Raw genomic sequence first — 23,801 nt, forward strand, 5'->3', positions numbered from 1 at the left:
TCAATTTGTCCCGTAGTCGCCGTTTAAGAAAAGATTCACTTCAAAATTACGACGATTAATCAAACCCTTCATAACTTTGTGTTTACTGGTATTCGCGCGTTTAATTTCCGTCATCGCATCAGAGATCTGCCCGCGATTGATAAAACCAAACACGTTATTCAGCCGTCCACCAGGGTTATACGCAAAGGAGACCAGCGCGTCGAATTCATACTGCTTCAGCGGCACAAAAATACCATTTCTCACCGCGTTAACGTACGGCGGAACGGTGGCACGCAGTAAATTTGTCTCCTGATCGGCGGTAAGACGCACCAGTTTCGCGTTATCGGCGACAAACTGGCTGGCCTGGTCATCATGCAATCTGGCGGCTTTACTGATTTTTTCCGCGGTTATCGCATCAATGCCGATTTCAATCATTTTCGCTTTGATAGATTGCTCTGAGCGCTCTTTCATGTCGTAGCCCGGCCCGAGCGTCACGCCGCTTGCGCCGCCTGGCCAGTGCAGGTAACAACTTTTGTTTGCCCAGGCTTCGCGATGAAAAATAAAGGTCATGCCACTGGCGGAGATATCCATCGCACCGACAGCCTGTCGCCCGGCGCTGCCGGAAATCGGCGGCTGTGGCGCGCGGGTGGTGACCGGTTTTCCCAGTGCAGCAAGGGTGCGTCGCCCGACAATTCCATCGACGTGTAAATTCTGTTTCGCCTGGAATTGTTTGACAGCCATTTCGGTTTTTAAGCCGAAAATACCATCTTCACCGACTTTCGCTCCCGATTTATTCAGCAGCTGCTGTAGCTCTTTAACATTCGTACCACGATCACCCTTGCGCATAACACTCATTCGTTCATCCTCAAATTATTCTTTAATTTTTATACGCACTCAAAAGAAACAGCTTTCATAAAAGCGGCTGCGTTTGAGTAGCAAATTATTTTGTTGGGGATAACGCGACTAACCCGATATAAAAAAGAGAGAAAAAATTAATAATTAAATCGTCATTTGCCAGAAAAAAAACAAGGTGAGCCCTTGCGGGCTCACCACAGCGATTACGCTTCTTTGTTTTCTTTGATGTTCCAGCCAGCGGTGGTTTCAGCACCTTTACCGCCGGAGGAGGACTGCTCCCAGTACTGCTGTTTCACTTTCGCAGCCTGGAATGCATAGGTCACACCTACGGTGTCGCCGTTGTCAGCACCGGTGTACTGAACGGAAGTCACCAGCACGTCTTCCAGCGTGATGCGCGCATACTCAACCTGCTGGCCGCCTGCTTTGCAGACAGACAGCTCAACTTTGGTCAAGTGTTTGCCGCTGGCGCAATGTTTCAGGATAGCCGTCGTGGATTTATCAATGAGTGCGTTAACATGCAGGTCATTAAAATTGACTTTACCGGCACCGCCGCCACCGCCAACGCTCATGTTCCCAGGTTGTGAAGCACCCCAGGAAAAAGATGTGATATCAGTCCAGCCGGTGTGGTTAGAGTCTTTAGATTCACCCGTAACTCCATCGACCTTCAGAAACATATCAATAGCCATAATATTTACTCTTCGTTAATGATAAATATTGCTTTCGAAAAAGCGCTTATATGGCAAACGGGTAAGCATGGGGCCGAATAAAACCGTCCATATTTTACCTCTGCCTCTTTACATCCTGGAAAGATATATTTCTTTCCAGAAGTTCCTTTTCTACCCAGGCGGGTAGAAATTAAATCATTTAATTAATTACGCGTGGGCTACTTTAATTCCCAGAACCACACTTCTTTGGAGTCGGTATGGCATCCACTGTTGCACTGAAACATATTATTACTCAGTGGTTCAAGCAGGTCGATATGACCACCTCCATAACCTGCGATTCTGTGAAAATAAACGACACCTTTACGGTTACGCAATTTTCTGCCCGCTTCGCGAATATCAGTGTAGACTTCAGCTTTTCCAAACACACTGTCTTTATAAAGTTGATCGGCAAGAAGCTTCGCGCCTGGTTCTATCTTTTTACCTTTATAAGGACCGTCTTTAATAATAAATCGGCCAGTAAAATCAATATTATTTTTAAGCAAGGCTAAACTCATTCGTACACCACAAGTATTCTCATAATTCGGATTGCTTGCTTTAAGTGCCTGATAGTCATAGCCAATCTCTTTAAATAGTTCTTCCGGTGATAAAAAGCCAGGTTGATACTTCAGAGAGGAACGATGGAAACGTTTTAACTGCTCGTATAATGGCCTCATTTATTGTTCCCCTTTTTGCATGGCATCAACTCTGTCATCGCATCGCTTATTACTTTTGATGCACGCAGTTTTCCTTTTTCCGCCGTTAGATTTTCAAAGTAGGAATATAAATTTTCATGAATAGATGACGGCAGAAGACGGTTATAACCACACCATGTTTTTCCTTCTGTCGTATCCAGTACGCCTAACAGATACATATCTGCTTTAATCCGCTCACGCTCATTCGTTTTAGAGAACCAGGCGTCAGCAAAACGTTGGGCGCTCATATTTACATCGAAGCCATTTAGCAAAGCAGGATCCCGCATAAGATTTAAAACAGAATCTTCGGGTAACGGAGACGCTTGTGGGTACGAATAGGTCTTCGTCTCCGCACTTATCATTGTGGAGAACATGACCAAAAAACCCGCAAGTCCAATACGCATTTTCATCACATATCCTTCTGTTTGCGAAAATGTTTCCAGGGCCGCAAACCTCTAAAGCTTGCGGCCTGTCTGGCTTACGCCTCTTTGGTTTTCAGCGACGGCAGTTTGGATACCAGACGCAGAGAAACGGTCAGACCTTCCAGCTGGTAGTGCGGACGCAGGAAGAATTTCGCCGCGTAGTAACCAGGGTTATCTTCGATTTCCTGCACCTGCACTTCTGCCGCAGCCAGTGGTTTACGCGCTTTGGTTTCCTGCGAGGAGTTCGCCGGGTCGCCGTCGACGTAGTTCATCACCCAGTCGTTCAGCCAGCGTTCCATTTCGTCACGCTCGCGGAAGGAGCCGATTTTGTCGCGCACAATGCACTTCAGGTAGTGCGCAAAACGGCAGCAGGCGAACAGATACGGCAGACGCGAGGCGAGACGTGCGTTAGCGGTCGCGTCGGCGTCGTGGTACTCCATCGGTTTTTGCAGCGACTGTGCGCCAATAAAGGCGGCGAAGTCGGAGTTTTTACGATGGATAAGCGGCATAAAGCCGTTTTTCGCCAGTTCTGCTTCGCGACGGTCGCTGATGGCGATCTCGGTCGGGCACTTCATGTCCACGCCGCCGTCATCGCTCGGGAAGGTATGGCATGGCAGGTTTTCTACCGCACCACCGGATTCCACACCGCGAATCGAGGTACACCAGCCGTACTCTTTGAAGGAACGGTTGATGTTGGTCGCCATCGCGTAGGCCGCGTTCGCCCACGAATAGTTGTTGTGGTTCGCGCCATCGGTCTCTTCTTCGAAATCGAAGCTGTCAACCGGATTGGTGCGAATACCGTACGGCAGACGCGACAGGAAACGCGGCATGACAAGGCCAAGGTAACGGGCATCTTCAGATTCACGCAGTGAACGCCAGGCAGCGTATTCGGTGTTCTGGAAGATTTTTGTCAGATCGCGCGGGTTCGCCAGTTCCTGCCAGGACTCCATCTGCATCACGCTTGGCGCAGTACCGGTAATGAACGGGCAGTGTGCCGCCGCGCCGATGCGCGCCATTTCGCCCAGCAGTTCGACATCCTGCGGGCTGTGGTCGAAGTAGTAGTCGCCAACCAGGCAGCCAAACGGTTCGCCGCCGAACTGGCCATACTCTTCTTCATAGATTTTTTTGAACAGCGGGCTCTGGTCCCAGCCCACGCCTTTGTAGCGTTTCAGGTTACGGCCCAGTTCCCGCTTGGAGATGCTCATAAAGCGAATTTTCAGCATCTCGTCGGTTTCGGTGTTGTTCACCAGATGGCTCAGACCGCGCCACGCGCTTTCCAGTTTCTGGAAATCTTCGTGGTGGATGATCTGGTTAATCTGCTGCGACAGCTTTTCATCAATCCCGGCAATCAGGTTCTGAATGGTGCGATAGGTATCGCTGGAGAAGGTGACGGTGTTTTCCAGCGCCTGTTGCGCCAGCGTTTTCACCGCGCTTTCTACCGCTGAACGCGCCTGGTCCGTTTTCGGACGGAACTCTTTGCTGAGCAGCGCGCTGAATTCATCCTGGCTGAAGGCCTGTGCGCCCTGCTGCAGTTCTTGCTGTTGAGAAGGGTTGCTCATGGTTTACTCCTCTTTACCTTGCGCACTGTCTTCACTGTTCGGTAACTGGCTGAGCGATTTCAGCAGGGTTGGATCCTGCAACACTTTGGCTATCAACTCTTCCGCGCCGTTTTTGCCGTCCATGTAGGTCAGCAGGTTGGAGAGCTGAGTACGCGCTTCCAGCAGCTTGTTCAGCGGCTCAACTTTGCGCGCCACCGCGTCAGGCAGGAAGTCATCCATGCTGTCGAAAGTTAAATCGACGTTCAGACGGCCTTCGCCGGTCAGGGTGTTGTCGACGTTGAACGCCACGCGCGGTTTCAGCGCTTTCATGCGTTCGTCGAAGTTGTCGACGTCGATTTCGAGGAATTTACGATCCTCAATAGAAGGTAAGTTCTCCACCGGTTTCCCTACCAGATCCGCCATTACGCCCATCACAAACGGAAGCTGGATTTTGCGCTCCGCGCCGTACACTTCCACGTCGTACTCAATCTGTACGCGGGGGGCACGGTTGCGGGCGATAAATTTCTGACCACTGTTACTTATTGCCATGATGTTCTCCATCGAATATGCGCGGTGAAGGTTTGACGACCGGCAACGCGCCTGCCGTCATAACTCGGTACGCGTCAGTCCTGACGCCCAAAGATGTTTTGCAGTTGATTCACGCCATCGGGCGCCAGATCGCGAATAATCTCCATAAAGTCCAGTTCGATTAGCCGCTGTACGCGGTCAATCATCAACGGCGCGGGGTGGCTCGGCTCGTGCTGGGTGAAATATTGCTTCACTTTTTCCAGCATCAGTTGCGCATCGGCACGCGTGGTAACCTGTGCGGTTCGCCAGTCGGTATGCGCCGCAAGCGGTGTCGCGACAACCGCTTGCGGTGCGCTCTCCGCAGGTGCCGTTTGTTCTGTCGCCTGTTGCTCTTCCGTGCGGTTAGCGCGGCTGACGCCGGCGATTAACCCGACCGTTTTGAGTAACTGTTCCATTTCCGGCACCCCGCTTTCGCCCAGTTGTTCGAGCAACCATGTACGGATCGTTTGCAGACGCCCTTCGATTTGGCAGATAGCCTCAATGCCAGGCTGACCGCCGCGCGTGAGTTCATCAATCAGACGCACCCGACCGCCAGGATAGCCTGCACATTCCGTTTTGCTGCCGTCAAGCAACGCCTGCGCGTCGCGCACGTTTAGCTCATCACCGTTGCTGCGCAGCAGCGTCGACTGGCGCAGCGTGGTGGTCAGCGAAGATTTATCGCTTAACCCCGCCAGCGCATTAATGCGATAAAACGGGTCGAATTCACCACCGTCAGTCAGCGAAGGCCAGAGTTGATCCCAGTACAGCGCCAGCGCCTGGCCTAACAGCATTAAACCATCAGCATAGCCTTCCAGCCCGCGACGTCGAGTCCACGCATGGGTTAACGCCATCATCACGCGGATATCTTTAGTGCGCGCCAGCAGCCCGGTGGCCAGTTTTTCCACCCGCGTCCAGTCTGCCGGTTCGGCGGGAATAATGGTGCTGCCAAACTGCTGCTCGGCTTTGCCGAGGCTCGCCTGCTCCATCGCCTGGAAATCGGCGTCGTACTCCAGATTCTCACCGCAAGGCTGCTCCGGGCTGACCGGAGCGAGTAACGATTCTATAGTCATCCGCAACCTGCTTATTCTTCAAACATCGGTGGGTAGAGGCCATGGCGACCGGGTCTTGCGCCACCCGCCGGCTCAAACAACAGCGTGAATAACTGGCCGGTAAAATTGCCGCTGTGCACATGGGTGTAGAGCGGGTAGCCATCGCTGCGGTTGGTCCACCAGAAACTGATCTGGCGCAGCGGATCAAAACATTCGGCGGCCTGTCGCCAGCCGATGGTAGATTCGCCGTCGCCGTCATAACCAATCACATCCAGAATTTCCGAGCGCGTTTCCGGCTCCACCAGTTGTACGGGTGGAATGGAGAGCAGCGCCTGGTCGAGCTGTTCGGGTGAAAACCCATTGCGCACGGCATGCAGCATGGTGCGCCCGAGTTGTTCATACCAGTCACCCGCCTTCGCTAAATGGCGTGGCGACCACTCCAGCGGGTTAATCGCCATCAACGCACACAGTGGATACTGACGACCAACGCTGTCGCGCCCTGGCAGCAGACAGCCCATTTGCACCTGCTGCCCGCCGAGCATCGGCGGCACAACAAAATTCCAGATCGGCGCATTGCTGAACTGCCGGTCGTTTGTACGCTGTTCTTCTTTCTGCCAGTTCATCAGCCCCACCTGAAACCAGTGGGACCACTGACGCTGAAGCGCATCAGGAAAGCGGCGTTGTAAAAAATCGCCCGCACTGGGCAGTTTGCCATACCAGCTAATTGCAGAAGTCGTAGTCATTAGGCGTTCCTTTGCAGTTCAAGGACATGCGAAACGTGGAAGCTGGAACGGGTTGCGGATGCTGTTCGGCGCGAATTCCAGCGTCACCTGATGTCCGTCAACCGTGAATGTCGCCTGGCGGCTCAGGCTGCTGCTGCCGGGGCTGACGCGCGCTTTATCGAAAAAGCGGTTCAGCGCCCAGGCGCCGTTGGTCACCAGCGTAGCGGTTGTACCGTTGGCCAGCCCTAACTGCATCCGCACCTGGTTGGTGCCGCCGGAACCCGGCCAGCTAACGATTTGCACCGCCTGCGGGCCGTGGCTGTAGCGAAGGATTTGTCCGTCTACATCCAGCGTCATATTCAGGATGGTGTTATCCATGCGCACCGTACGCACCGTGGTGCGAAACGACGGTGTTGCGCTGCCGTTGGCAAAGAACGCGTCACGAATCGATTGCGCTTGCTGAAACGGCACCAGCACCCCTTCGCTGCCCGGCAGGGTTTTGCCATCGATGCCCGGCATAAAACGCCATGTCGCCTGGGTGGTATCGACTTTGTTGGTCAGGTTGTCGCGAAAAAAGACATCCATCAGGCCGGTACCAGGGGCAAACATGCGTGCCAGATCGTCGGGGGTAACTTCGCTGCTGGCGGAACGCACTAGCGGGTAGCGTCCGGCAATCGCCTGGCGGCAAAAGCTGCCCACTTCCACGCTGATGCGCTTGCGCACGTTTTCCATATCCCGGCGCTGGGTATCACTGCTCGCGCCAACCGCCATGTTGCTGAACATGGTTTGCAGCCCGCCAGGTAAACGCCCGGCACTGGCCTGCAAACGGCTGATCGCTTCGCCGCCCGGCGGTGGCATTCCGCTGTTGGCGGCATCCTGCACGGCAGTCAGGTAACGATAAAGCTCATCAACCTGTTTGAGAAAATCATCAAACACAATGGTCTTGCCGCCCTTTTCCAGCGGCTGCGCCAGTTCGATGATCGGCGCGAAATGTTCGGTGACACGCTGTTCCGGCGTCTGGCTGGCGGCGGCGTTTGCCGTGGCTGAAGCGCCGTCATGGTTGCTGAACAGCGTTTCGAGCATCTGCGTACCACGGTTGCTGCTCTCCGGCGCTTTCTCTTTACCATCCGCCACGTCATCACGGCTGAGTTTCAACTGCTGGCTGAGATTGATAACCAGCCGGCGCAGCGGTGAGTTGTTTCCGGAAAGCAGACGCGCGGTATTGATGCGCTGGTTCAGATCCGCGCTGTTATTAAGCTGAATGTCACTTAAGAAGTTATCCCAGATAGCGATAAAATCCCGCGCATACAACTGGCGCACCGCGTTATCGGTTTGCTGTTTGTCTTCCGCTTGCGTGGTGGAGCCAAGCACCCAGACATCATCTTCATGCAGCGAGGCGGTGACCGGCGCGATTTGCGCATTGAAACTGTTCCAGTACCCATCCGGGGTATACAACCCCGGCAGCCCTTCACCGACCGGCTTACCGCTTTTGCGGGAAAAGACCAGTTCACTCTGCGGGCCGCCAAGCGACGCCAGCGAAACCTGCTTCAGGTTTTCATCGCGCTCCAGCAGGCGTTTCAGCCGCCCGTAAACGCGGGTGGAGAGCGGTTGCTGGTTGATCAATGCCTGTTCGCGGCTAATCAGCGCCTCGTCTTTGGCATACGGCGACGACTGAATTTGCGGCTCCAGCAGTTGCGTCAGGTGCCACTCAAGCTGGCTTAACTGCGCTTTGGTAACGTTCTGCGGCAGGTTACGTTGCAGATTGAGCATCACCCACGAGTGCAGGAACTTACCGTCGTAATGCTTCGGCTGATACAGCATCTGATAGGCTTTCAGCGCTTCATAGCTGTATTCCACATCGCTGCCGTTGTCGTTACGCAACCAGGTAGTGATGCGCATCGCCACTTCCGGCAGCAGCATCTGTTGCAGCGCTTTCTGGTACAGGGTTTGCGAGGCGTCAGCCACATCGTTACCGCGATAGAGCCCCATACGGCGGGTGATCGGCGGGTTATTGACGTCAAACTTCTCGCTTTCCGGCAGCGCAGAGAGGCCATTAAGCAGCGGCAGCAAGGCAAAGAGATCGCCCTGCTGGCGGTTACGCAGCGCTTTGATCTGCTGGTCAAGGGCCGGTACTTTGGCCTGCACTTCATCCAGATAATCACGGTTGTTGCCGTAGCTGGTAAACCACAAGGCGCTGATAATAATCAGCAGCGCCAGCAGCGCCGCATAACCGGACCAGATCACCGCCCGGCTGCGCAGTTCCCACCAGCGGTTTTGCCCGGCAATACCGGCTTCCTGGAAGATCACGTTTTGCAGCAGATGCTTGATAAAGAAGCTCTGCCCTTTCCCGCCCGGCACCGGTTCCTCTTTGCTGACCGAATCCCAGTTATCGCCTGATTTGCCCTGCGGCAGCGACAGCGCGCGGTTAAGCTCGCCCATCACGCGGTCAAACGGCAGGCCTTCCTGCGTACCGCTGGCAAAATAGATGCCGCGCGGGGAGAACTCGGTTTCAAAGTTGGAGCGGGCAAAAATGGTGTTCAGATAATCTGCCAGCAGCGGACGCAGCGCGGCGAACTCCTGCGGGAACAGGAAACATTCCGCGCGGGCTTGCGCATCGCTTTCACGCAGTAGCGTATCCGGCAGGGCCGCGTCCAGACGCTGTTGCAGCAGCGCGAATTCCTGAATAAAACTGCCCTGCAGGTCGAAATCCGCCAGTTTGGCTTTTTCCCACGGGAAGGTGAAACCCCAGATTTGATCGCGCTGCGCTTTATCAAACCCGGCAAAATACGCGCGAAAACCTTTCAGCAAGTCCGCTTTGGTCACCAGCACATACACCGGGAAACGGATCCCCAGTTGTTCATGCAACTCGGTCAAACGCTGGCGCAGGTTAAGCGCCTGTTCGCGCGATGCCTCGGCTGACTGGGTGAGCAGATCGGCAATGCTGACCGTCACAATCACGCCGTTGATCGGCTGACGGCGGCGATACTTTTGCAGCAGGCCAAGAAACTTCAGCCATTCGCTCGCATCCTGAACCTGCTCGCTCTCCTGCGTGGTATAACGCCCGGCGGTATCGAGCAGCACAGCCTCGTTGGTAAACCACCAGTCACAGTTACGCGTACCGCCAATACCGCGCAGCGCGGTTTTACCGAAGCGATCCGCCAGCGGGAATTGCAGACCGGAGTTGACCAGCGCAGTGGTTTTACCGGAACCCGGCGCGCCGATAATCACATACCACGGCAGTTGATACAGATACTGGGTGCTGAAGCGCTGCGCCCACTGTCCGCGTTGACCTGGCTGGTTGAAGTGCGCTTTTTTCAGTACCTGCGCGGCTTCTTCGAAACGCTCGTTCAGCACCTGTTCTTCGTTATTGAGGCGTTTGCGCTCAACCGGATCTTTTGCCTCTTCGCTTTTCAGGTTGTCCATCAGCTTGCGGTTGAGCCAGGCGTTGTAAAGACGCGGCACAATGTGGCTGTGAACCCAAATCAGGTACATCACCGCAATGGTGATCATGCGGTTTTGCTCAGACTCAAGCGGGCGGGAATCCACGACGGAGAGCAGCGGGCCAATCATCCAGATAACCGCGGCCAGCCCCGTTACGCCAAGGAAACCCCACAAAATGCGGTTGGTCAGCAATGAAAGCAACATATTCATCCTTTAGTTTCCTTGCGGCAATCCGTTCAGCTCGGCGGCCGTATTTCCCGGCGACACCAGCAAAGTAATCTCTACGCGGCGGTTACGGGCGCGGTTTTCAGCCGAGTTGTTCGGCGCGATCGGGTTCATCTCCCCTCGTCCTTCCGCTTTCACACGCGCCGGTTGCGACAGGTGTTTTTGCAGCAGCGACTGCACAGAACGCGCGCGCTCAAGCGACAGCTCGTAGTTCGAGGCGAAACGCGCACTGCGGATCGGCACGTTGTCACTGAAACCCACCACCAGAATTTTGCCGCTGACGTTATTCATCGCCTGCGCAACACGATCGATAACCGGTTCATAGCTTTCGCGTGCCACCGTCGATCCCGAGGCAAACAGGCCATCGCCTTTGAGTGTTACCACGCTGCGATCGGCTTCATCGCGCACCGCCACCAGGCCTGCCTGAATTTCCGGGCGCAGAAACGCGCGTAGGTTAAGTACCGGCTGCACGTTTTGTACCGGCTGCTCAATGGCCGCTTCCGGCAACTGGGTTTGGTAAATTTTCGCCAGCACCGGGTTGGTGCTGTCACCCAGACGCCAGTTGAGCACGATATAGAACAGGCAGGCGAGAAAACCCGCCAGCCCGACACACGCCCACAGCGGAATAACCGGCCGCCACAATTTGCGCATGACCGGTTGATCTTCCGGGTGCGGCGACAGCGGCGGCGGATAGTTGCCACGCACACCGCGAATCATCTGCCACAAGCGCTGTTTGATGGTTTCCAGTTGCGTGCGGCCGTTGTCCATCACCCGGTAACGTCCTTCAAAACCGAGTAACAGGCAGAAGTTGATCAGCTCCAGCAGCGCGATATGTTCGCGCGGGTTTTGCGACAAGCGCGCCAGCAGCTGGAAGAATTTCTCCCCGCCCCAGGTTTCGTTGTGGAACGTCACCAGCAGACCGCTACCGGACCAGACGCCACGGCTTCCCCACGGCGTGAGCGCCGCCGCTTCATCCAGCGCGGTGCATAAACAGTAACGGGCGCCGACGATCACTTCGTAGGCCAGCCCGGATTGCTGGCAGCGCACTTCAAAACGGCGAATTTCATCAATCAGGTGCTGGCGCAGACCGCTTTGATCATCATGAGAAACGGAATAGCGGATCTGCGGTATCGCGTTAAGTAACGGGTTGGCGGCCGCGACCAAAGGATTGTTGCCACTTGCTCCTGCCAGAGCGGCATCGCTGCCGGAGGCTTGTTGTTCCTGCATATTGTGCGCTCGCTGTATTATTCAGTCGGGCTACGGATGGCCCAAAACTCCATATCAAGACCCGGGAATTCACCTGCCAGATGCAGCGCGAAAGCCCCCGATTTTTCCATTTCGTTCCACAGCTCGCCGCCCTTTTCCAGTTCGAAATAGTTGTAACCGGCATGCCACGGAATTTGCGGCGGCGCGACCGGCATGGTGCGCAACTTCATACCCGGCAGTTGCAACTGCACCAGGTCGCGGATTTTGGTGACCGGCGCGACTTTCATCTGGGCCGGGAAATGGGTTTGCAGGATTTCGCCAGGGACACTGGCTTTCACTGCCAGCACGAAACCAAACTCGCGCGCCATGGTGGTGGTCGGCAACGTGACGATATTCAACCCGTGCGTGCGTTCGGTGAGCGGCAACTGGATGGCGTGCTCTTCCATCACCAGAGACAACCCGTTGCGCAGCATCAGTTGTAACTTGCCAAAACACCCGGCCAGATCGTCATGGTCGTAAACCGGCAGCGTCTCTTCCGGCGAGCGTGACGCGGTCCAGGTGGTCAGCTCGGTGGCAAACGCCAGCCAGCTGCGCCACAACTCTTCCGGGTGGATCATCGGCAGCGTTTTCAGATGGGAAACCTGGCCGACATGGTGGTTAATCAAGGCCAGCAGCGTGAATTCCACCATTTCGGAGGTATTGAAACGCCCCGGCTGGCGCAGACGCTGGCCAATCTGCTGGCTACGCTGCATCAGCAAACTTTGCAGATCGTTGATAATGGCGTAAATCGCCGGGTTGTTAACCGCATTCAGCATCGGCGGAATATAACGGCTATCAATTCGAACGTGGTTATCGTTACGTTTTTCTACGACATGCGCGACACCGATCGCCGTCCACTCTGCCGAGAGATCTTTTTCCAGCATCAGTTTCAGACGCAGACGGCCAAACTGCACCGCCGCCGGCCCGACGGACATGGCGTTATCGTCATCGACTTCGCTTTCCCAGGTGACATAACGCGCCAGCGAATCTTTCTCTTCGCTAAAGATCACCTCATCACGCCCGCCGCGACGGGCAGGCAGCGCCAGCACCACGCGCTCATTGTTGATGTTGTCAGGGATAGCCAGCGGTGTGGGCGCCTGGCGAGCATCGTGGAATGAGAAGAACGTGCCATCCGGCAGTAAACCGCTGGCATAACTCAGGGCAATACAGCCCTGGCGCAGCATGGCATCGTCGAGCTCGATATCAAGGTAGCCCCAAAGATACGGGCGCTGCAGTGTCCCCCACTCGCGAATATGGTGTTGCAGATAGCTTTCCGCTCGCTGAAAGTGATGAGGGCGCAGAAACATACCTTCGGTCCACACGACCTTTTCTGCTTTGTTCATACGGTTTTCCTGTTAAGACTGGCGCTATTTGGAAATCACACGGATGCCATTGACGTCGAGGAAGATGTTGGCTTCCAGTTCGTCTGACGACGATTTCCAGAATTCGTAGAAGTGCGTCTCTCCCTGCACCGGGAGCGGTAAGGACATCCGCCATTTTTTGCCATCCAGCGCCTGATACTCCGCCATTACGCCGATGTAACGCGCGTCGGGCGCGCTTTTACCGCTCAGCGTTTTCGACAACTGGCCGGGCATCAGGAAAAATTCATCACTGTTCAGCAGGTTGGCGCCAAGTACGCTATCTGCGTTGTTTTGCAGCGACCAGAAATCGGCGGACATAAATGTCGCGTCCGATTTCAACAGCAACACCCTGACTTTAAGGGGAGCGGACTCATTGATTTGCGGATGAGCCCTGAACTGAAGGTTATAGCTGGTAGGTACGCTGTGTGAAGAGGAGCCACAACCGCTGGCCAGGGTGGCCAGCACAAAGAAAAACACCAGGCTAATCTGGCGTACAACCGAATTATTATTCATACCAGGTACTCGTCACGGCTGGATTAATTGATGATCCACGTTCCGGAGTTGGCGTTTTTGCAAGCCTTACCGCTGCCATCGACAGTCACGCAGGTCTGTTTTTTACGTTTCAGTTTGCGTGCGTCATCACGCAGGGTTTTTTCGTACAGCTCGCTTTTCACGACGGCACGCATCGGTACATAACCAATCAGCTCTTCCTGACCTTCATCGGCCAGCGCCATCCAGAAGTGTTCAACCTGACCCAGAACCACATAGGTTTTACCGGCTTGCAGCTGGCGAATTACTTTGCCGCCGAAATCCGGTGTGCTCATCACCGACGCCGGGTAAAGCGCGCGATAGTCTTGTTTGATAGGCTGGAATTCCTTCGGCGGAATAACCGCGTAGCGGTGTGTCAGCGTGACACCGTTCACTTCGCTGGTGACGATGGTGTCATCGGTTGGGGCGGGTTTAGGTGGCGCTTTACAAGCCGAAACGCCAAAGACAAAAAGAAGAGCCAATACCATTCGCATGTTCATAACGTTTTTTTCCATTGCAAATATATTACTGTGTTGACCTGGAGCGTTTTGGAAAGGGTATTTAAATCGCTCTAAATGACGCAAATCCATGTCCAGTTAAACGCTCAGATAATGAATAAAAGGCATAGCTACCGCACGAGTCTGTCGCAGGGACAGGCCGCAATAATATTACTTTTCATTGACTATCGTGACACAATTTTACAGATCAGATTATTCAATTCAATATGATCTCCGACCTGTTGAAATACTATTATTTAATTTTTTTGCAAATTAGGACAATTCTCAAGAAAGGATTTCACTTTAGATGATAATCCGAAAAGATGCCAACCCACCCATTTTGTAACGGTGCGCAATCTTTGCATAAATCGCTGATTATTAATCAATATTAGTGACAACAAGGCAATAGCATATATTTTAAAATGCGAGATAGGATGAATCCTAAAAACTAATTTTATGTGATAAACCCTACAATATTTAGTAGTGAAAATACCTGAATAAAAGTGCGGATTAACGTACAAGATAAGCAACGGCGTTATTTTGGCTTTGATAGGCAAAATATATTGAACAAATAAACATTATTTCCACAGCACGATAGTCAAGTGTGTAACAGTCCCTGGCAGGAAACATTTCTTTACTTTCATATGAAATTTCAACCCACCTTAAATTGTGTAGTCAGACTTAATTTTTGTGAACCGACAATAAACGAACCCTTTCAGCAAAATTGATACAGCGCACTATTTACCCATTTCGGGCCCTGTCGCAAATAAATAAAAAGCCCCTGACGGACAGGTATGCAGCCGGTGCTGATTATTTGTGCAGCGAGAGCATAAAATCCGCCCCCTGATCTGCCAGCCAGACGGGGAAATTGTCTGGAATCGTGCAAAATGCCAAACGCGACACACGATTTGTTTCAGATTCGACTATGGTTTTGTGCAAGGTTGATTGCGGCAGCACCGCTGTGCACCCGCTAAGGAGAATAATCGATGACAAGACCTGTTCTACACCGACCGCGCGCTCTGCTGCTGGTCATGCAAATCGCGTTAGGCGGCGCGTTACTCGCCACAGCTCCCCACTCTTTCGCCGCCGAGGCGCAAAATACGCCGCAGCCACCGGATGTTCTGCTCGGTCCGCTGTTCAGCGATGTGCAAACCGCTAAGCTCTTTCCCGATCAAAAAACCTTTGCCGATGCCGTGCCGAAAGGTGACCCGCTGATGATCCTCGCGGATTACCGCATGCAGCGCACGCAAACCAGTTTCGATTTACGCCACTTTGTCGATGTGAACTTTACGCTGCCCAAAGAGGGGGAAAAGTATGTTCCGCCTGAAGGGCAAAACCTGCGTGAGCATATTGACGGGCTGTGGCCAGTGTTAACACGCACCACCGACAGCGCCGGGAAATGGGATTCGCTGCTGCCGCTACCAAAACCTTATGTCGTGCCAGGTGGACGTTTTCGCGAAGTCTATTACTGGGATAGTTATTTCACGATGCTCGGTCTCGCCGAGAGCGGCCACTGGGACAAGATTGAAGACATGATCAGCAACTTTGGCCATGAAATCGATACGTGGGGCCATATTCCTAACGGCAACCGCAGCTACTACCTGAGCCGCTCGCAGCCGCCCTTCTTCTCATTGATGGTGGAATTGCTGGCCACGCACGACGGTGACGAAGCGCTGAAAACCTGGCTGCCGCAAATGGAAAAAGAGTACCAGTACTGGATGGAAGGTGCAGATACGCTGCAGCCAGGCCAGGCCAATAAGCGCGTGGTTATGCTCAGCGATGGCAGCATCCTGAACCGCTACTGGGACGATCGCGATACGCCGCGCCCGGAGTCGTGGCTGGATGATGTGACAACGGCCAAAAATAACCCCAATCGCCCGGCAACCGAGATTTACCGCGATTTGCGTTCTGCCGCCGCGTCGGGCTGGGATTTTAGCTCCCGCTGGATGGACGATCCCAATCAGCTTGGCACCATTCGCACCACCAGCATTGTGCCGGTTGATCTGAATGCGCTGATGTTCAAGATGGAAAAAATGCTCGCCCGTGGTTATCAGGCAGCCGGCGATAGCGCGAAAGCAAGTCAGTACGATGCGCTGGCGAACGCGCGTCAGAAAGGTATTGAGGCCAATCTGTGGAATGAAAAAGAGGGCTGGTACGCGGATTACGATCTGAAGACGAAGAAGGTGCGTAATCAGCTGACAGCCGCAGCGCTTTACCCGTTGTTTGTTAATGCCGCCGCCAAAGATCGCGCCGATAAAGTGGCCAGCGCGGCCAAAGAACGGTTGCTGAAGCCGGGGGGTATCGCTACCACCACGGTGAAGAGCGGTCAGCAGTGGGATGCGCCGAACGGCTGGGCGCCGCTGCAATGGGTGGCAACAGCGGGCCTGCAAAATTACGATCAGCAGAAACTGGCAATGGAAGTGAGCTGGCGTTTTCTGACTAATGTGCAGCACACTTACGATCGTGAGAAAAAACTGGTCGAGAAATATGATGTCAGTACCACCGGCACCGGTGGCGGCGGCGGCGAATATCCGCTGCAGGACGGTTTCGGCTGGACCAACGGTGTGACGCTGAAAATGCTCGATCTGATCTGCCCGAAAGAGAAACCGTGCGACAGCGTACCGCAAACGCAGCCCGCACAGCAGGCTGCCGCGAAGGTTGAACCAACGACTCAGCCGCAAAAACAGCAGCAAGCCGTCGCGCAGTAACGCGCACAGTAAAAAGCCGCAACAATCATGTTGCGGCTTTTTTGTCTCAAAAAACGGATGAACTGGCGGTTAATTTCGTCTGAACAACCGGAAGACGGCCAGCACGACAATCGAACCCAGCACCGCGATCAGGAAACTGTGCCAGTTGAAGCCGGTAATATCTCCGCCATAACCAAATTGTGTCGCGAGCCAGCCGCCGACAACGGCCCCGACGATCCCAAGTATACAAGTCAGAATGAAACCGCCTCCATCCCGTCCCGGCATAATCAACTTAGCAATAACGCCAGCAATCAGGCCAAAAACGATCCACGCGAGAATGCCCATGTTTCTCTCTCCTTCTGTTAGTCTTGTTGACGCGCACATACCACTTCGGCGACGCGTTAGCTACAGTATAGATGTCGGTCATAAAACATTTTCATCTCACAGACTTAATTCAAACGGATTACGAAAATAATTACGTTATTTGTATTAAGTTCTTGCCGGGAATGCCGATAAAGCAACGAAGGTGTGTCAGCCATCAAGGAGCCATTCGGCGTGAGCAATTACAGTGAGCAGTTCCTGAAACAAAATCCTCTGGCCGTGCTGGGCGTTTTACGCGACCTGCAAAAGAACCAGGTGCCCGTTTGCATCACCTGGGGTAGCGGTCAGTTCATCAGCAAGATACTGGAAGTGAATCCAGAAGAGCTGGTCATGGATTTTGGCAGCCAGGAGTACGAGAACAACGCAGTACAGCGTGCGGGAAAGGTTACCGTGACCGCTGAAACACATGGCGCCAAAGTCGAATTCACACTGACAAAGCTTTCTGCAGGCGATTTTCAGGCTTTACCTGCTTTTATTACTCCGCTTCCGGAAACGCTGTGGTTTATTCAGCGCCGAGAATATTTCCGCATCAGCGCCCCGCTCCACCCGGCCTATTTTTGTAAGGCATTTATGCCGGATAAAAGCGAGATTCGCTTTCGTCTGTTCGACCTGTCATTAGGCGGTATGGGCGCGCTGCTGGATGGCGAAGCGCCTGCCGCGTTGCAACCAGGCATGCGTTTTTCCAAAGTGGAACTGGATATGGCGTCGTGGGGGCAGTTCTATTTTGACGCGCAGTTGATTGCGATTGGCGAGCGTAAAGTCGTTGATGGCAAAAATGAAACCATTGTCACGCCGCGTCTGAGTTTTCGCTTTTTGAATGTCAGCCCGGGCGTGGAACGCGAGCTCCAGCGCATTATTTTTGCCCTGGAGCGCGAGGCGCGCGAACGCGCCAGCCGGGTACGCTAATTACATCGCATCCATCGCTTTTTGCACTTTCCAGATATAGCGCGGCGCCTGCGGCGCGGGGTGGTTTTCCGCCACATGCTTCATAAACGCGTCTGCGCTTAACTCGTTTATCTCTTCAATGGCTTCGCTTCTGTCGGACGAGAAAGTCCGCAGTAGCGCGCCTGCGCCATTCACATACGAGACCACCAGCGCGTACTGCATCACTTTCGGATCGCGGATGCCTGCCAGCGCCCCGTGCTCAAGAATACTCAAATAAGCCGCCCCCATGGAGATGTTGCGCTCCGGGTTTTTGAGTTCGCTGGTGGACGGTTGCCCGCTCCAGCCCATATGACGGTAAACTTCGCGCCCGGCGGTGGAGGCTTTAAGCTGCATCAGGCCAACGGCGTTGGATTTGCTGACCAGATTCGGGTTACCGCCGGATTCCACGGCGATCATCGCGGTGATCAATTGCGGGCTGACGCCCCATGCTGCACCGGCTTTTTCGGTGATGGGCATCCACTGCATTGCGCGTTTTACCGGCACTTCCGGGTTCCAGTCCGGGTTACGATAATCCTGTTTTGAACTACATCCGGCGAGCAGTACCACTAAAAAAGCAAACCATCTCAATTTCACGCAAGCTAATCCTTCTATAAGTGTCATCGGCTACGGATGACAACGACACAGGTTAGCGGCATGATAACTGTTTCCCTATAGATGTCAGCAAGGAATTGCCATGTCCACCTTCCATCTGATTGCCCCTTCCGGCTATTGCATTAACCAGCACGCCGCAGCGCTTGGCGTCGAACGTCTCACTTCGCAAGGTCATCAGGTTAACAATCAGCACGTCATCACCCGCCGTCATGAGCGTTTCGCAGGACATGACGAAGAGCGCCTGGCGGATATCAACGCACTGGCGCAATTGCCGGGCGACAACATTATCGTGATGCCGGTGCGCGGGGGGTACGGCGTCAGCCGTCTGCTCGCGGATATTGACTGGCAGGCGCTGGTGGCGCGCCAGCAGCATCAACCGTTGCTGATTTGCGGCCATAGCGATTTCACCGCCATTCAACTTGGGTTGCTGGCATACGGCAAAGTCATCACGTTTAGCGGGCCAATGCTGGCCGGTAATTTCGGTGCCGAAACGCTGGATACTTTTACGGCAGAGCACTTCTGGCGCGCTATCAGCAATGAAACCTTTACCATTGAGTGGGACGGTGAAGGCCCGCAATGTGAAGTGGCAGGCACGGTGTGGGGTGGAAACCTGGCGATGTTAAGCTCGCTGATTGGTACGCCCTGGCTGCCTTCCATACCCGGCGGCATTCTGGTGGTGGAAGACATTAATGAACATCCCTACCGCGTGGAACGCATGCTGTTGCAGTTGTTGCACTCAGGTATTCTGGCGCAGCAGCGGGCGCTGATCCTCGGCAGTTTCTCGCTGGCGCAACCCAACGATTACGATGCGGGCTACAATCTTAATAAGATGATCGACTATCTGCGCGCGCAATTGACGATCCCGGTAGTCAGCGGGCTGGCGTTTGGTCATGAACCGCAGACCGTCACACTGCCGCTCGGTGCGCATGCCCGGTTGCAACATGCTGAAAAGACGCAACTGACCTTAACGGGTCATCCCACGATCTTGAGGTAAAAAAAGCGCTTTATGCTCTTATTAAAGCCTTGTTTCTGCCGTTATTATATGACGCACTAAACAACCCGGCCGGTTACTGCCGCCCGGGATCCCCCACGGTGAGGATTAAGGAGAAGCACACCATTGGACGCTGAGGCGATAATCAGTCTGTTTATTCTGGGTTCAGTTCTTGTAACCTGCAGTATTTTATTAAGTTCTTTCTCCTCCCGCCTTGGTATTCCCATTCTGGTTATCTTTCTGGCAATCGGTATGTTGGCCGGTGTTGACGGTATCGGCGGTATTCCGTTCGATAACTACCCTTTTGCTTACATGGTCAGTAACCTCGCGCTGGCGATCATTCTACTCGATGGCGGCATGCGTACCCGCGCCAGCTCGTTTCGCGTCGCGCTTGGCCCCGCGCTTTCCCTGGCGACCATTGGTGTGCTGGTCACTTCCGGCTTAACCGGGATGATGGCCGCCTGGCTGTTCAAGCTCAACATTATGGAAGGCTTTTTGATCGGCGCGATTGTTGGCTCCACCGATGCCGCCGCGGTGTTCTCGCTGCTCGGCGGTAAAGGGCTGAACGAGCGTGTCGGTTCTACCCTTGAAATCGAATCCGGCAGCAACGATCCGATGGCGGTGTTTCTTACCATCACGCTGATTGAGATGATCCAGAAGCACACGGCCGACATCGACATCATGTTCCTCGTGCATATTGTGCGGGAGTTTGGCCTCGGTATTCTGCTCGGCGGCCTGGGCGGCTATCTGTTGCAGCAGATGATTAACCGCATCTCTCTGCCGCCGGGCCTTTATCCGCTGCTGGCACTGAGCGGCGGGATTCTGGTTTTCGCCTTAACTACGGCCCTGCACGGTAGCGGCATTCTGGCGGTCTATCTGTGTGGTTTTGTGCTGGGCAACCGTCCTATCCGCAACCGTTACGGTATCCTGCAAAATTTCGATGGGCTGGCCTGGCTGGCGCAAATCGCCATGTTCCTGGTGTTGGGTCTGTTAGTCACACCGTCTGATCTGTTGCCGATTGCGTTTTCCGCACTCATCCTCTCAGCGTGGATGATTTTTGTTGCTCGTCCTCTGTCCGTGTTTGCCAGCCTGTTACCGTTTCGCGGTTTTAACCTGCGCGAACGCATTTTTATCAGTTGGGTGGGGTTGCGCGGCGCGGTGCCGATTATTCTCGCCACCTTCCCGATGATGGCCGGGCTTGATCACGCGCGCCTGTTCTTTAATGTCGCCTTCTTCGTGGTGTTAATCTCGCTGCTTTTTCAGGGAACGTCGCTCTCGTGGGCGGCGAAAAAAGCCAAAGTTGTCGTGCCACCGGTTGGCTGGCCGGTCTCCCGCGTCGGTCTGGATATTCACCCGGACAATCCGTTTGAGCAGTTTGTTTATCAACTCAGTGCGGATAAATGGTGCGTGGGTGCTGCACTGCGTGATTTACACATGCCTGCGGATACGCGTATTGCGGCACTGTTTCGTGACAACAGCCTTCTGCACCCGACCGGCAGTACCCGGCTGCGTGAAGGCGATGTGTTATGCGTGATTGGCCGCGAAAGCGATCTCCCCGCGCTCGGGAAGCTGTTTAGCCAGTCTCCGCCGGTGGCGCTGGATCAGCGCTTCTTCGGTGATTTTATTCTTGAAGCTGATGCTAAATTTGCCGATGTGGCGCTGATTTACGGTCTGGAAGAGGGGCTGGAGTATCGTGAAAGCCAGCAAACGCTGGGCGATATTGTGCAGCAACTGCTGGGTGCCGCGCCGGTCGTGGGGGATCAGGTCGAGTTCGCCGGGATGATCTGGACAGTGGCGGAAAAAGCCGATAATTCGGTACTGAAAGTCGGCGTTCGCGTGGCGGAAGACGAGGCGGAATAACCGCCTCGCGTTAAGTTACACTGTCACAACAGGCACGCGCGGCGCCAGGGCGCACATCAATTCGTACCCTACTGTTCCGGCCGCCGCCGCCACTTCATCGATTTTTATCTCGTTACCCCATAGCTCAACCGGCGTACCAATCCCGGCCTGCGGGCACGGGGTTAAATCCACCGTCAGCATATCCATTGAGATCGCGCCAACAATGCCGGTACGAATGCCATCCACCAGCACTGGCGTGCCGGAAGGCGCGATGCGCGGATAGCCGTCGGCATACCCACAGGCGACAACACCAATACGCTGTTCGCTCTGCGCGCGGTAACGACAACCGTAGCCCACCGTTTCACCGGCTTTCAGCGTCTGCACGGCAATGATCTCACTGCTCAGCGTCATTACCGGACGGATCCCGCTGTTGGCGACATCCTGCCACGCGCCCGATGGCGAAGCGCCATACAGCACCACGCCGGGGCGCACCCAGTCATAGTGCGTTTCCGGATGCCACAACGTGGCGGCGGAGTTAGCCAGCGAGCGCGGCGCGTTAATGCCTTCCGCCGCCTGCTCAATACGCGCCAGCGGCGCGGCGATACCGTCTGCCCGCTCCGCTTCAGCAAAATGTGACATCAGCGTCACGGTTGCCACATTGGTTAAGGCATTGAGTTGCTGGTACACGGTGTGCACGCGTTCAGGCATAAAGCCGAGACGATTCATCCCGCTGTTGATCTTCAGGTAAACGTCGAGCGGCGCCTGCAGACGCGCGTCCTGCAAGGCTTTGATCTGCCAGTTGCTGTGCAGGCTGGTCGTCAGGCGATATTTATCAAACAGCGGCAGTTCGTCGGCATGGAAAAACCCTTCCAGCATCAGAATCGGCCCTTTCCAGCCGCGTTCGCGTAGCAAAATGGCTTCTTCAAGATTGAGCATCGCAAAGCCATCTGTGCTGTTGAGCGCGCGCCAGATGCGATCCAGACCGTGACCATAGGCGTTCGCCTTCACAACCGACCAGACTTTTGCGGCAGGTGCCGCGCGGCGCACAACCTGTAAGTTATTGCTCAGCGCCGTTAAATCAAGCGTGGCGAGAACCGGACGAGACATTCCTATTCCTTCTTCGAATCAGTTATGAGCACCGTGTAAATGGTGCGCGCGCACAGGGGTAAAGCCAGGCGAATAACGCGCCACGCTTAAATCATCAGCAGCAATCGCAGGAGTACTGCCGGACATCAGGTCGCTTAACAGCTGGCCGGAACCGCAAGCCATTGTCCAGCCAAGGGTGCCGTGCCCGGTGTTCAGCCACAGGTTTTTATACGGCGTGCGTCCGACAACGGGCGTACCGTCTGGCGTCATGGGGCGCAGGCCGGTCCAGAAAGTTGCTTGCTCGACAAATCCGCCACGCGGGAAGAGATCGCGCACCACCATCTCCAGCGTTTCGCGGCGTGGTTTCAGCAGTTCCGTATTAAAGCCAACGATTTCCGCCATGCCGCCGACGCGAATACGCTGATCAAAGCGGGTAATGGCAATTTTGTAGGTTTCATCAAGGATCGTGGAAACCGGTGCGCCGTCTTCTTCGGCAATCGGGATCGTTAATGAATAACCTTTCAGCGGGTATACCGGGATATCGACGATGTTTTTCAGTAAGCCGGTAGACCACGAGCCAAATGCCATCACGTACGCGTCGGCTTTGACCACCTCTTCTCCGCACTTCACACCGTAGATGTTTTCGCCTTCATACAGCAGGCGATCCACCGGGGTGTTAAAACGAAACTCCACGCCCGCCTGCGCCGCCATCTGCGCCAGTTGCTGGGTGAAAAGCTGACAGTCGCCCGTTTCATCATTTGGCAGACGCAAACCACCGGTCAGTTTGTGTGCAACTTCCGCCAGCGCGGGTTCGACTTCCGCCAGCCGGGCAGACTCCAGCAGCTGATAAGGCACGCCGGCATCCTGTAATACGGCAATATCGCGCGTGGCGTTTTCGTACTGCTCAGCGGTGCGAAACAGCTGCAATGTACCGCCTTGCCGCCCTTCATACTGAATACCGGTAGTTTCGCGCAGCAGTTTCAGGCAATCACGGCTGTATTCCGCCAGACGCACCATGCGGCCTTTATTTTCCATATAGTGGCGCGTGTCGCAGTTGCGCAGCATCTGCCACATCCATTTCAGTTGCGATGAGGTGCCGTCGAGGCTGATTGCGAGCGGCGCATGGCGCTGGAACATCCATTTAATGGCTTTTAACGGCACACCTGGCGCCGCCCAGGGCGCGGCGTAGCCTGGTGAGATCTGCCCGGCGTTACCGGCGCTGGTTTCCTGCGCGGGACCCGGCTGGCGATCAATCACCGTGACGTCATGCCCGGCCTGGCGTAAATACCAGGCGCTGGTGACACCCACCACGCCACTTCCTAACACAACAACTCGCATATCCCTCTCCTGTGAGTAAAGCACGATCATCTGATTACAAATTGATAACCCAGATGAAAATATTATTCAACATATGGCTTTTTTATGGTGAGCTTCCTCACAGCTTCGCCGTATGACA

At 54.6% G+C, this 23,801-nt stretch carries 21 protein-coding genes; 4 read left to right on the forward strand and 17 right to left on the reverse strand.

Annotated features, from left to right (window positions below; genetic code table 11):
• From O3S68_RS07645 to O3S68_RS07705, 13 genes are all read right to left on the reverse strand, one after another.
• Entirely contained in the window at positions 1–834 is an 834-nt protein-coding gene (locus O3S68_RS07645) for a peptidoglycan-binding protein (protein WP_045509807.1), read from the reverse strand.
• Positions 835–1,037: 203 nt separating this feature from the next.
• On the reverse strand, positions 1,038–1,520 hold the full coding sequence (locus O3S68_RS07650; protein WP_016495656.1) for an Hcp family type VI secretion system effector: 483 nt from the start codon (positions 1,518–1,520) through the stop codon (positions 1,038–1,040).
• Between the two features lie 197 nt (positions 1,521–1,717).
• Complete coding sequence (locus O3S68_RS07655; RefSeq protein WP_269231197.1) at positions 1,718–2,212, reverse strand: T6SS effector amidase Tae4 family protein; 495 nt, start codon at positions 2,210–2,212, stop codon at positions 1,718–1,720.
• A complete protein-coding gene (locus tag O3S68_RS07660; RefSeq protein WP_045509812.1) occupies positions 2,209–2,640 on the reverse strand; it encodes a Rap1a/Tai family immunity protein in 432 nt (143 codons plus the stop codon). Before O3S68_RS07660 ends, O3S68_RS07655 begins: the two co-directional genes overlap by 4 nt.
• 68 nt (positions 2,641–2,708) lie before the next feature.
• Positions 2,709–4,211 (reverse strand): type VI secretion system contractile sheath large subunit, encoded by a 1,503-nt coding sequence (gene tssC, locus O3S68_RS07665; protein ID WP_269231198.1) that lies wholly within the window; start codon positions 4,209–4,211, stop codon positions 2,709–2,711.
• A 3-nt stretch (positions 4,212–4,214) separates the two neighbouring features.
• Positions 4,215–4,739 (reverse strand): type VI secretion system contractile sheath small subunit, encoded by a 525-nt coding sequence (tssB, locus tag O3S68_RS07670; protein ID WP_016495653.1) that lies wholly within the window; start codon positions 4,737–4,739, stop codon positions 4,215–4,217.
• Positions 4,740–4,813: 74 nt separating this feature from the next.
• Positions 4,814–5,827, reverse strand: coding sequence for a type VI secretion system protein TssA (gene tssA / locus O3S68_RS07675; RefSeq protein ID WP_016495652.1), 1,014 nt, complete (start codon positions 5,825–5,827; stop codon positions 4,814–4,816).
• 11 nt (positions 5,828–5,838) lie between these two features.
• The gene (gene tagF / locus O3S68_RS07680) at positions 5,839–6,549 is read right to left on the reverse strand and encodes a type VI secretion system-associated protein TagF (protein WP_016495651.1); all 711 of its coding nucleotides are present in this window, start codon (positions 6,547–6,549) and stop codon (positions 5,839–5,841) included.
• Positions 6,550–6,567: 18 nt separating this feature from the next.
• The gene (tssM, locus tag O3S68_RS07685) at positions 6,568–10,179 is read right to left on the reverse strand and encodes a type VI secretion system membrane subunit TssM (protein ID WP_269231199.1); all 3,612 of its coding nucleotides are present in this window, start codon (positions 10,177–10,179) and stop codon (positions 6,568–6,570) included.
• Between the two features lie 3 nt (positions 10,180–10,182).
• Positions 10,183–11,421: a DotU family type VI secretion system protein gene (locus tag O3S68_RS07690; protein WP_016495649.1), complete on the reverse strand. Its 1,239-nt coding sequence runs from the start codon at positions 11,419–11,421 to the stop codon at positions 10,183–10,185.
• Positions 11,422–11,438: 17 nt separating this feature from the next.
• A complete protein-coding gene (tssK, locus tag O3S68_RS07695) occupies positions 11,439–12,782 on the reverse strand; it encodes a type VI secretion system baseplate subunit TssK (RefSeq protein WP_269231200.1) in 1,344 nt (447 codons plus the stop codon).
• A gap of 24 nt (positions 12,783–12,806) precedes the next feature.
• Complete coding sequence (gene tssJ, locus O3S68_RS07700; RefSeq protein ID WP_016495647.1) at positions 12,807–13,313, reverse strand: type VI secretion system lipoprotein TssJ; 507 nt, start codon at positions 13,311–13,313, stop codon at positions 12,807–12,809.
• A gap of 23 nt (positions 13,314–13,336) precedes the next feature.
• Positions 13,337–13,828: a hypothetical protein gene (locus tag O3S68_RS07705; RefSeq protein ID WP_016495646.1), complete on the reverse strand. Its 492-nt coding sequence runs from the start codon at positions 13,826–13,828 to the stop codon at positions 13,337–13,339.
• Positions 13,829–14,811: 983 nt separating this feature from the next.
• On the opposite strand from O3S68_RS07705, the gene O3S68_RS07710 reads away from it, so the two are divergent.
• Entirely contained in the window at positions 14,812–16,533 is a 1,722-nt protein-coding gene (locus O3S68_RS07710) for an alpha,alpha-trehalase (protein WP_269231201.1), read from the forward strand.
• Between the two features lie 69 nt (positions 16,534–16,602).
• On the opposite strand, the gene O3S68_RS07715 is transcribed toward O3S68_RS07710, so the two are convergent.
• Positions 16,603–16,857 carry a GlsB/YeaQ/YmgE family stress response membrane protein gene (locus O3S68_RS07715; protein ID WP_016495644.1) on the reverse strand — a complete coding sequence of 85 codons (255 nt, stop codon included), beginning with the start codon at positions 16,855–16,857 and terminating at the stop codon, positions 16,603–16,605.
• Positions 16,858–17,067: 210 nt separating this feature from the next.
• On the opposite strand from O3S68_RS07715, the gene ycgR reads away from it, so the two are divergent.
• A complete protein-coding gene (ycgR, locus tag O3S68_RS07720; protein WP_016495643.1) occupies positions 17,068–17,799 on the forward strand; it encodes a flagellar brake protein YcgR in 732 nt (243 codons plus the stop codon).
• Here the strand turns inward: ycgR and emtA are convergent, their stop codons facing one another.
• Positions 17,800–18,411, reverse strand: a complete 612-nt coding sequence (emtA, locus tag O3S68_RS07725) for a membrane-bound lytic murein transglycosylase EmtA (RefSeq protein WP_016495642.1) — start codon at positions 18,409–18,411, stop codon at positions 17,800–17,802. It lies immediately after the preceding gene.
• 100 nt (positions 18,412–18,511) lie between these two features.
• Here emtA and ldcA point away from each other — a divergent pair, with 100 nt between their 5' ends.
• On the forward strand, positions 18,512–19,423 hold the full coding sequence (gene ldcA, locus O3S68_RS07730; RefSeq protein WP_269231202.1) for a muramoyltetrapeptide carboxypeptidase: 912 nt from the start codon (positions 18,512–18,514) through the stop codon (positions 19,421–19,423).
• 123 nt (positions 19,424–19,546) lie between these two features.
• Positions 19,547–21,280 (forward strand): potassium/proton antiporter, encoded by a 1,734-nt coding sequence (locus tag O3S68_RS07735; protein ID WP_269231203.1) that lies wholly within the window; start codon positions 19,547–19,549, stop codon positions 21,278–21,280.
• A 15-nt stretch (positions 21,281–21,295) separates the two neighbouring features.
• On the opposite strand, the gene dadX is transcribed toward O3S68_RS07735, so the two are convergent.
• Positions 21,296–22,366 carry a catabolic alanine racemase DadX gene (gene dadX / locus O3S68_RS07740; RefSeq protein ID WP_097405795.1) on the reverse strand — a complete coding sequence of 357 codons (1,071 nt, stop codon included), beginning with the start codon at positions 22,364–22,366 and terminating at the stop codon, positions 21,296–21,298.
• 18 nt (positions 22,367–22,384) lie between these two features.
• Complete coding sequence (locus O3S68_RS07745; protein WP_327062256.1) at positions 22,385–23,725, reverse strand: D-amino acid dehydrogenase; 1,341 nt, start codon at positions 23,723–23,725, stop codon at positions 22,385–22,387.
• Between the last annotated feature and the right edge of the window lie 76 nt (positions 23,726–23,801).

Source organism: Kosakonia sp. SOY2, from assembly GCF_027109175.1.
Taxonomy (GTDB): Bacteria; Pseudomonadota; Gammaproteobacteria; order Enterobacterales; family Enterobacteriaceae; genus Kosakonia.